Source organism: Streptomyces sp. NPDC060198, from assembly GCF_042728415.1.
GTDB lineage: Bacteria > Actinomycetota > Actinomycetes > Streptomycetales > Streptomycetaceae > Streptomyces.
Map to the genome: position 1 here is coordinate 1 of NZ_JBHWZJ010000271.1, position 9,562 is coordinate 9,562.

7 protein-coding genes are annotated in these 9,562 nt (G+C 70.6%); 1 reads left to right on the forward strand and 6 read right to left on the reverse strand.

The annotated features are described in order from the left end of the window. Positions 1-18: 18 nt before the first annotated feature. The 6 genes from ACFWEP_RS25990 to eccD all read right to left on the reverse strand — a co-directional run bounded on the left by ACFWEP_RS25990 (position 19) and on the right by eccD (position 5,313). On the reverse strand, positions 19-717 hold the full coding sequence (locus tag ACFWEP_RS25990) for an AAWKG family protein (RefSeq protein WP_387373368.1): 699 nt from the start codon (positions 715-717) through the stop codon (positions 19-21). Positions 718-785: 68 nt separating this feature from the next. After that, positions 786-1,226 (reverse strand): type VII secretion system-associated protein, encoded by a 441-nt coding sequence (locus ACFWEP_RS25995; protein ID WP_387373370.1) that lies wholly within the window; start codon positions 1,224-1,226, stop codon positions 786-788. A 154-nt stretch (positions 1,227-1,380) separates the two neighbouring features. Continuing rightward, on the reverse strand, positions 1,381-1,704 hold the full coding sequence (locus tag ACFWEP_RS26000) for a WXG100 family type VII secretion target (protein WP_387373372.1): 324 nt from the start codon (positions 1,702-1,704) through the stop codon (positions 1,381-1,383). A 60-nt stretch (positions 1,705-1,764) separates the two neighbouring features. Continuing rightward, positions 1,765-2,103, reverse strand: a complete 339-nt coding sequence (locus tag ACFWEP_RS26005) for a hypothetical protein (protein ID WP_387373373.1) — start codon at positions 2,101-2,103, stop codon at positions 1,765-1,767. A 122-nt stretch (positions 2,104-2,225) separates the two neighbouring features. Beyond that, positions 2,226-3,815, reverse strand: coding sequence for a type VII secretion protein EccB (eccB, locus tag ACFWEP_RS26010; RefSeq protein ID WP_387373374.1), 1,590 nt, complete (start codon positions 3,813-3,815; stop codon positions 2,226-2,228). A gap of 97 nt (positions 3,816-3,912) precedes the next feature. Further along, the gene (gene eccD / locus ACFWEP_RS26015) at positions 3,913-5,313 is read right to left on the reverse strand and encodes a type VII secretion integral membrane protein EccD (RefSeq protein ID WP_387373376.1); all 1,401 of its coding nucleotides are present in this window, start codon (positions 5,311-5,313) and stop codon (positions 3,913-3,915) included. Positions 5,314-5,595: 282 nt separating this feature from the next. Between eccD and eccCa the strand changes: the two genes are divergently transcribed. Continuing rightward, positions 5,596-9,537, forward strand: coding sequence for a type VII secretion protein EccCa (eccCa, locus tag ACFWEP_RS26020; RefSeq protein ID WP_387373378.1), 3,942 nt, complete (start codon positions 5,596-5,598; stop codon positions 9,535-9,537). Positions 9,538-9,562 lie beyond the last annotated feature (25 nt).

Genomic DNA, 9,562 nt, shown 5'->3' on the forward strand with positions numbered 1-9,562 from the left:
CGGGGTGTGCTGGTCGACTTAACTGTCGTTGTTCTTGTGCAGCTGTTGGACCAACTGCCACAACTGGCCCGCCGCGTGGCCGTGCCTGGCGGCGTTCTCCTCCCCGAGGGAGTTCTCCCACTGCTCCAGGGTCGCCGCATGGTCCTCGAAGAACTTCAGAGTCCGGTCGTAGGCCTGCGCCGTGCGGTCGAAGGAGTTGGCATCGACGGCCTCGGTGTCCTGGACGCTCAGACCGCTGAACTCGAAGCCCCGGGTGGTGTGGTCGGCGCGCAGTCTGTCGATCGCCGCCTTCGACCCGCTCTGGTACTGCTGGAGCAGGCTGAGGTCCCACTCGTTGCCCAGTACGCCGGTGAACTTTCCGGCGCTCCAGATCTCGCCCGCGTCCAGCAGCCGCCCCGTGCCGTCGGTGGTGGGGATGCCGATGAACACGATGGTCGCCTGGTACAGGGTGCCGCCGTAGTGCTTGCCGTCACCGCCCGCCTCGACGAACGCCAGGTCGTAGTCCTCACCGTGCTGGGTGTGCCAGCCCACCAGGGCGGTGAAGTTCTGGGCGGTCAGCTCGGTCGACGCCAGGACCTCGAATCCCAGCCGCATCAGCGGTACGCCCTCGCTGCTCTTGAGGGTGTCGAACAGCTTCTTGCGGCTGGGGACGTTGTACCCGGTGTAGAGGGTGACCGCCTGACCCCAGTAGTCGCCGGGATCGGAGGTGACTGGCATGACGGGACTCCGCTGGGTGGAGGAGGACGGACACGGGAAACGGCGGGGTGCCGGGGGGAGGCCGAGGGTCAGTCCTCGGTGTCGGGCCCTTCGAGGTCTTCGTCGACCCCGGACCAGACGTCCAGGAACTTCTCCCCGTTGATGCTCTCCAAGGAGGCGCCCTGGGTGTTGAGCAGCGTGGTGATGGTGGTGTCCAGGCTGTCGTCGATGTCGTCGAAGAGGACACCCTGGTCGCCGAGGACGTCGTCGATCGACTTCGCCGACTTGAGCGCGACGTCGATCAGCGTCTTGCCGTAGACCGTGTCGTCAGCCGTCATCAGGCCGATGCCGAGCACCGGGTTCTCCCCGATGAACTGCGCGGGGGTCGTGCCCCTGACGATGCTGTGCAGTGCGAGGACGCCGTTCGGATCGTCCTTCACGATGCTCTTCAAGTCGGTGATGAACGTGGCGAGATCGTGATCACGGAACTGCTTGAGTTTCTGTCCGTCCAGATGGGTCAGGTCCGCCATGGCGTGGTCCTCGTGGGTGCTCGGTCGGCGAGAGGGCAGGGGTCGCGAAGGGAGGCCGGGGGAGGAGGTGCGGAGAGATACGGGAACCGGACGGCGATCGCGCTGGTAGCCGTCCGGCCGGTTCAGCTGGGCACCGCACCGCGACCGTCCCCGGTCAGCGGCCGATGCGTACCTCGGACCACATCTGGGACAGCGAGTTCTCGCTGTAGCGGTAGTTGTCGGAGATGTCCGTCAGCAGGCTGGAGTGCGAGGTCAGCAGCGTCTCCATGTTCTTCACCGCCTGGTCCCAGGCCGCCTGCTTCTGGCGGTACATGTCGGCGTCGTCGCCGTACCAGGACTTGACCAGCTCGTTCAGCTCCGCCTCCAGCGACGCGAGCGTGTTCGCTATCGCCTTGGTCTGCTGGACCATGTCGTCGGCGGCGTTGTTCATGTGGTTGTAGTCGACGTAGATGTAACCGTCGGTCAGGTTGTCGGGCATGGGGTCCTCCTGCTCGGTGGGGACTGCGCGCTGGGGTCGTGACTCCGGTGAGCGACCTGCTCAGCCGATGAGTTGGTCGTAGGCGGCCTGCGACTGGTTGTAAGCCGAGTTGATCGCCTCGTTCGAGGAGCCCTGGGTCTTGCCGTGCTGGGTGAGGCTCTGGTTCAGCTTGTCGACCATGTCCTCGAGGCTGCGCAGGATGCCGTCGCACTGCTCGTCCCACTGCTTGAGGAGGGCGCCGAACTGACCGCCGTCGCTGCCCTGGTAGCCCGAGGAGAGACCCGCGCGGGTGTTGTCCACGTCCTGCCGGGACTTGAGGATGCCGCTGAAGGCGCTCTCCAGGGCCTGGATCCCGTTACGGGTCGACTGCTCGTTTGACTGCTGTCCGGTCCCTGCCATGGGTCCGCCTTTCGATGGGATGCTGATACAGCTGGTTCAACTGCGGCGCCGGTGAGCCTAAGCACGCCGGAGAGCAGGGTGCAACGGGGAACGATCGGTGAAGCCAAGGATTTGGCGGATCGTCAACTATTTTTACCTGGCTGCAACGTGGCGTCGGAATCCGCGGATGCCCCGACCCGCGCGGCGGGCCCGCCGGGTGCGTCCGCGGAGCCCTCGGCACAGGCCCTTGCCGTCGACGCGGGCACCAGCCCGGTCGCCGCCTGCGGGCTCAGATCGGGGCCGGTCGGCAGCATCGCCAGCAGCGGGGACGGCAGCCCCCGCGCGTCGGACTCCGTCCAACCCAGCGCCGTGAGAGCCTCCTTCGAGCCGATCCGGTACTTCACGCCGTCGTCGGCCACGAAATAGGTGGTGGCTCCGACCGTCCCGCCACCGGCGCCGAGCGCCCGCGCCAGCACACCGTGACCGGGCCGCACGACCACCGCGTCCACCGGCAGGCAGGCGTCCACCACCGCGTCACCGCTGTGCTGGGCGACCGGGCCCAGCGCTTCGGCGGGAACCAGCACTGAGCTGATCCGCACACCGTCGCGTCCGGGCAGCACCCGTGCGCACACCGCACGGCCGTCCGGCACCCGGGCGGCCCGGGGCGGGTTGTCCGGCAGCCCGGCCACCGACGGGTCACGGCCGGTGGTACCTGGTGCCTGGTGGTCCTTCAGCAGGTCCGCCCCGATCGGCAGCGCCGTCGGCGAGTCACCGTCGTACGCCTTCGACCGTACGGCGGGATCGCCCAGCAGCAGCGCCACGGCGGTCGAGGTCACCGGGGAAAGGCCGGAATCCCCCAGCAGGAAGTACTGGGCGCCGCCCGGTTCACCGGAGCCCGTCGTCGTGCCACCGGGCACCGTCACCTGGAAGACCTGGCCGATTCTGGTCGCCGTACCGTCGAGAGAAGGGCCCTTCGAGCCCAGCCCCTTCACCGACGGCGGCGCCAGGACCGGTCCGGGCACGAACGAGTCCAGGAACGCTGCCGACACCGGGCGGGGCGTCACCGAGCTGTAGCCCAGCGAAAGCAGCGCGCCGGACCTGGTGTCGAGCGGCAGCCGACTGCCCTGCCAGATCAGGTAGTTCTTCTTGTCGGGACCGCTCACCAGCACCGCCTCGTCGGCTCCCAGCACGCTCGACTCCAGGGGTGCGCCCGCCGCCACCGCGGTCACCGCCCGCGTCGTCCTCCCGCCGCCCCCGGCGGCGCCGTCCGTCGTCGCCGAACAGACCGCCCACGCGTCCGACTCCAGGTCGCCCGAGGAGGGCACCCCGTCCGGTGCTCCCGGGATGCCGACCGCGGTACCCACCGGGGTGTCCCGCAGCGAGGCCGCCCCCACGTCCGTCGTCTCCAGGTCGGCTCCGCCGATGAGCAGCGCGGAGGAGTAGTTGCGCACCGGGTGCAGCCGGCCGTCGAGGTAGAGGTAGCGGGCCCCGGTGTCCCGGTTGACGATCAGGTTCTTGCCGCTGCGCCACGAGTCGTTTCCCCCCGGCGAGACGAGCCCGAACACCACCGCCCCCGCGGCTATCAGCACCGCGATCAGGGCGCCGATGGCCGCCCCGCGGGTGGTGCGCCCCAGCGGGCTCTCGGGGGCGTCCGGGTCGGCGAGCAGCATGCCCGAGGTGAGGCGGCCCATGACGAAGGCGTGCGCCTGCACCTGGTCGCGCTTGGATTGCATGAACCGCGGTCCTTCCGGTCAGCCGGTCCGCACCGGCTCCCGCGATACGGGGCCGTTCGCGTCGTAGTGGTCGTTCATGTCGTGCCCTTGGCCGGGGTCAGCCGTTGATGGCGCGCAGCGCGGCGAAGACGCCGAGTACCCACAGCGCCAGCGGCAGCAGGGCGATCGCCAGCAGCGACTGCGCCAGCTCCGCCGCCCTGCCCCAGTAGGGCAGCATCCGCCGACCGGGAACGGTCCAGGAGGCGACGGCCAGCACGGTGGCCGAGGCCAGCAGCCCACCCACCACCAGGGGCCGGTCGGCCGCGGCGGTTCCGGCCGCGAGGGCGAGCACCAGCAGCGTCACGCCCCAGGCACCGGGCAGGACCAGCGCCAGCCGCTGCCACACGTTGACCATGCCCCGGCCGTGCACCAGCAGGAGCACGGCGAGCACCGCCGCGGTCAGGACCTCGGGGAGTGCCGGGTTGCGGCTCAGCGGCACCAGGCTGCCCGCGCACAGGATGCCGGAGGCGGCGTAGAGGCCGGTCATCCAGCCGCTCGCCAGCTCGGTGCGGGTCGTCACGTCCGCCCCGTCGTAGGGCTCGATGCCCTCCTGGAGCTGCTGCGGGTTGGTCGGCAGGGCCGGCATGCGCATCCCGGCCAGCCAGAAGGACAGGGCGGGCACGAAGCCGCCCAGCAGCACGGCCAGCGACGCCACGGCTGCCGCCGCACCGTCCACACTGAGGTCGAACAGGCTCATCAGGACACCCGCCAGCACCCCGGCCAGTGACACCAGTGCCGAGGCCACGAACAGCGGCGTGCGTACGGCGGTCAGGGCGAGTGCGAGCACCGCGCCGCCCGCGCAGGCGGCCGCGGCGGCCAGCAGCCGGGCGCCCAGCACCTGGTTGGCCTGGGGGCCCGCGATCTCACCGCCCGGCTGCAACCAGCCGGCCAGGGCCAGGAACGGTCCGGCCATGAGGCCGAGCGCGGCGGCGGCAGCCGCGTCGCCCACCGCACGGCTCGCGGAGGCGGCCCCTGCCAGCAGCAGCAGTCCCGTCACACCGGCGGCGGCCATCCGGGGCCCGGTCGGACCGCCGGGCCAGGCCAGCACCGCAAGTCCCAGCATCAGGGCGGCGACCGCCATGCCGAGCAGCAGGCGCCGGCCGGCCGCCGCGTCCCAGCTGTGCAGCCGGTCCCGGGTCACCGTCGCCATGCCGTCCACCAGGTCGTCGAGCCGTACTTCCGGCAGCGACTCGGTGTGCGGCCGCAGGTACAGGACCTCGCCGTCCTTGAGGTCCACCGCGGCCAAGGTGCTCTCGTCGTCCAGCGCGGCGCCGCCGAGGCGTTGCAGCACCCACCCGTCGTGCTCCAGGCCGTTCTCCTCGACCTCCTCGCCCGCGTAGTGCAGGACGGTGGGCAGCAGATCGGCGACGGGGACGTCGGAGGGCACCGCCAGGTCGATGGTCCTGGCCGGGGCTCTGACGGTGAGGCGGCAGAGGCCCGCAACGGAGCTGTCGGTCATCGTGGGTCTCACGTCTCCATGAGTCGGGGAGGGTCCGGAGGTCGGGGCCCGAACTGGCGAGGTGCCGACGGGAGTCATGCAAGTGCCTGCTTGGACGTACGTGTCGTCGCCGTGCAGACTACTGATGGGCGGTCGAACAGAATTATGGGCCCCTGCCAACGGCGTGTCATAACGCCGGGGGATCAGCGACCCGTTGTGCGGCGCGGAACCCCGATCCCCTAAGGAGCAGTTGCGTTGAGCGTGGTTCTCTTCCGCAGACCGGCCCGTCGCCGTGGCCCCGACATGCCCGAGGGCGAGCTGAGCCTGCAGGAACCCCCGACACTCCCGGAGACCGTGCCGGACAGCTCGGCGGTGTGGACGTACCTGCCGATGGCCATGATGTCCGTGTCCATGATGCTGATCTTCATCAAACCGGGTGGCGGCAACAGTTCGTTCACCTACATCGCGCTGGGCATGATGGTGATGGCATCCGGTGCCATGATGGTCGGCCAGGCGATGCGCAAGGCGGGTGAGCGCAAGCAGCGGCTGCGCGGAGAGCGCCGGGACTATCTGCGCTATCTCACCCAGATCCGACGCCAGGTCCACCGGGCGGTCGTCGAACAGCAACTGGCCCTCGCCTGGCGGCACCCGCACCCCCGGACGCTGCGCGCGATGGTCCGCACCACCAGGCTGTGGGAACGGCGGGTCAAGGACGAGGACTTCGGCGAGGTCCGGATAGCCGTCGGCGACCAGCAGTTCGCGATGCGGCTCAATCCGCTGTCCACCAAACCCGTAGAGGACCTGGAGCCGCTCAGCGCACACGCCCTGCGCCGTTTCATCCGCGCCTACAGCACCGTGCCCGGCCAGCCCATCGCGCTCTATCTGCGCTCCTGGTCACGGGTACTGACCCGCGGCGACGAGGCCGCCGCTCGCGCCATGGTCCGCGCCGCACTGAGCCAGCTCGCCGTGTTCCACCCGCCGGAGGAACTGTGGATCGCCCTGTGCGTCTCCGACGAGCGGCGCGCGGACTGGGAATGGGTCAAGTGGCTGCCGCACAACCTGCATCCGCAGGAACAGGACGGCGCCGGATCCGCCCGCATGGTGGCCGGCACCTTCAACGACCTGGAGGACCTGCTCGGCGCCGAATTCACCGAGCGCCCGGTCTTCGACCCGGACGCGGTGCCGGGCCGTGACGAGCCCTACACCGTGATCGTGGTCGACGGCGTCACCGTGCCCGCCGGTCACCGGCTGGACGGCCCCGGCTTCCGCAACACCGTCGTGCTGGACCTCTCCGAAGCCCTCGCCTGGCGCCCCGGCCGCACCACCCTGCGCCTCGACGTGGCCCCCGAAGCGGTCCGCCTGGTGCGCACCGACCGCAGTCGCAAGGAACAGACCACCCTCCTCGGCCGCCCCGACCAGGTCGGGCCCGTCGCCGCCGAGGCACTGGCCCGGCTGATCGCCCCGTACCGCATGAGCCTTGCCGCGGACATCGCCGAACCCCTCAGCTCCGATGTGCAGTTGACCACACTGCTGGGCATCCCCGATCTCTTCCGGCACACTCCCGACACCCTCTGGAAGCGCCACACCGGCGCCGCCCGGCTGCGGGTCCCGGTGGCCGTCGGCGCGGACGGCACGCCCGTGGAGCTCGACATCAAGGAGTCCGCGCAGGGCGGTATGGGCCCGCACGGCATGCTCATCGGCGCCACCGGCTCCGGTAAGAGCGAACTGCTGCGCACCCTGGTCCTCGGACTGGCCCTCACCAATTCCTCCGAGACGCTGAACTTCATCCTGGTCGACTTCAAGGGCGGCGCGACCTTCCTGGGCCTGGACGAACTCCCGCACACCTCCGCCGTCATCACCAACCTCGCCGACGAAGTCGCCCTGGTGACACGCATGCAGGATGCCCTGCACGGTGAACTCATCCGCCGGCAGGAGCTGCTGCGCGCTGCGGGCAACTACACGTCCGCCCTTGAGTACGAGAAGGCCCGCGCCTCCGGCACACCGCTCGCGCCACTGCCCAGCCTCTTCGTCGTGGTCGACGAGTTCAGCGAACTTCTCGCCGCACACCGTGAGTTCATGGACCTCTTCGTGATGATCGGCCGCCTCGGCCGGTCGCTGGGCGTACACCTGCTGCTCGCCTCCCAGCGCCTGGACGAAGGGCGCATGCACCAGCTGGAGAGCCATCTCTCGTACCGGATCGGCCTGCGCACCTTCTCGGCGATGGAGAGCCGCGGGGTGCTCGGAGTCCCCGACGCCTACCAACTGCCCTCGCAGCCCGGCGCCGGCTACCTCAAGAGCGGGGTGGAGGCACTCACCCGTTTCCGTGCCGCGTACGTCTCCGGGCCCTACCGGCACCGCCGCGGCGCCGCCGTCCAGGCCAGGGTGGCCAGCCAGGTCGTGCCCTGGACGGCCGGCTGGGTGGTCCCGCGGGCCTCCGCCGCCCCCGCTCCCGACCCGGCGGAGGAGACGGAGTCCGCCGAGAGTCTGCTGGCCGTGGCCGTCGACCGGCTGCGGGACTCCGGGCCCGACGCGCACCAGGTGTGGCTGCCGCCGCTCGACGTACCGCCGACCCTGGACGGTCTGCTCCCCGGTATCGAACCCACCGCCGACCGGGGCCTCAGCGCCACCCGCTGGCCCGGTACCGGACGGCTCCGGGTCCCCGTCGGCCTGGTCGACAAGCCCTTCGACCAGCGGCGCGAGCCGCTGGTGCTCGACCTGTCCGCGGGAGGCGGCCACATCGCCATCGCAGGTGGCTCGCAGAGCGGCAAGTCCACCGTGCTGCGCTCCCTCCTCGCCTCCCTCGCCCTCACCCACACCCCGGCCGAAGTGCAGTTCTACTGCCTCGACTTCGGCGGTGGCACGCTCTCCTCGCTCACCGCGATGCCGCACGTCGCCGGGGTCGCCTCCCGCCTCGACAGTGAGCGGATCAGCCGTACGGTGGCCGAGGTCACCACCGTGCTCAACCACCGTGAGCAGTTCTTCCTCGACCAGGGGATCGACTCCATGGCCACCTACCGGCGCCGGCGCGCGGCCGGGGAGTTCACCGACGAGGCACACGGGGACGTCTTCCTGGTGGTGGACGGCTGGGCTCAGGTCAAACAGAACTTCGACCACCTGCTGCCCACGTTCAACCAACTCGCCACCGGCGGTCTCAACTACGGCATCCACCTGATCATCACCACCACCCGCTGGGTTGAACTGAGCGCGCAGGTACGTGACCAGAGCGCGACCCGGCTGGAACTGCGGCTCGGTGACCCCATGGACTCCGTGGTGGACGTACGCAAGGCGGCCCTCGTGCCCCGGCTGCCCGGACGCGGACTCACGGTCGACGGCAAACTGCACTTCCTGACCGCCCTGCCCCGTCTCGACGGCGTCACCACCACGGAGGACCTCGGCGAGGGCGTCACCGCCCTGGTGGAGAGGATCGCCGAGCACTGGTCGGGCCGACCCGCGCCCGCCGTACGGATGCTGCCGCACCGGCTGCCCGCCTCGACGCTGCCCGCACCGGAGTTGGGCGACGGACTGCGGCTGCCACTCGGCCAGGACGAGGAGAAGCTCTCCACGGTGTGGCACGACTTCAGCCGGACCCCGCACCTGGTGGCCGTCGGCGACACCGAGAGCGGCAAGACCAACCTGCTGCGGCTCGTCGCGCAGGCGGTCACCGCCCGCTACGCCCCGACCGAGGCGCGGATCCTGGTCGTCGACTACCGGCGCGAACTCGTGGACGCCGTCCCGCCGGAGTACCAGCTCGGGCACGCCGTCTCCGTCGACGCCCTCAAGGAACTCGTCGGCGGCTCGGCCCGCGCGCTCAAGACCCGGCTGCCGGGGCCGGACATCACCCCCGCCCGGATGCGGCTCGCCGACTGGTGGCAGGGCCCCAGACTGTTCGTGCTCGTCGACGACTACGACATGGTGGTCGGCAGCAACAACTTCGACCACCCCTTCGCCCCGCTCTTCGACCACTTGGCCCTGGGCCACGAACTGGGACTGCACGTCATCGCCGTCCGCTCCGCCACCGGCGCCGGCCGCGGCCTCAACGACCAGTTGCTGCGCCGCCTCGACGAGGCCAACACTCCGGGCGTACTGCTGTCCTGCCCGCCGTCGGAGGGCTATGTCTTCGGCAACATCAAGCCGCGCAACCTGCCTGCGGGACGTGCGCAGTACATCGCCAGGCGGAAGGCGACGCTGATCCAGACGGCTCTCGCGGAGGCGGCGGAGCCCTCCGAAGGAGGGGACGGGGCCTGACCCGGCACGCGTCGGACCGGGAGGG

Coding starts and splice junctions, on each gene's coding strand:
- ACFWEP_RS25990 (WP_387373368.1), bottom strand. CDS start 717: ATGCCAGTCACCTCCGATCCCGGCGACTACTGGGGTCAGGCGGTCACC.
- ACFWEP_RS25995 (WP_387373370.1), bottom strand. CDS start 1,226: ATGGCGGACCTGACCCATCTGGACGGACAGAAACTCAAGCAGTTCCGT.
- ACFWEP_RS26000 (WP_387373372.1), bottom strand. CDS start 1,704: ATGCCCGACAACCTGACCGACGGTTACATCTACGTCGACTACAACCAC.
- ACFWEP_RS26005 (WP_387373373.1), bottom strand. CDS start 2,103: ATGGCAGGGACCGGACAGCAGTCAAACGAGCAGTCGACCCGTAACGGG.
- eccB (WP_387373374.1), bottom strand. CDS start 3,815: ATGCAATCCAAGCGCGACCAGGTGCAGGCGCACGCCTTCGTCATGGGC.
- eccD (WP_387373376.1), bottom strand. CDS start 5,313: ATGACCGACAGCTCCGTTGCGGGCCTCTGCCGCCTCACCGTCAGAGCC.
- eccCa (WP_387373378.1), top strand. CDS start 5,596: ATGCCCGAGGGCGAGCTGAGCCTGCAGGAACCCCCGACACTCCCGGAG.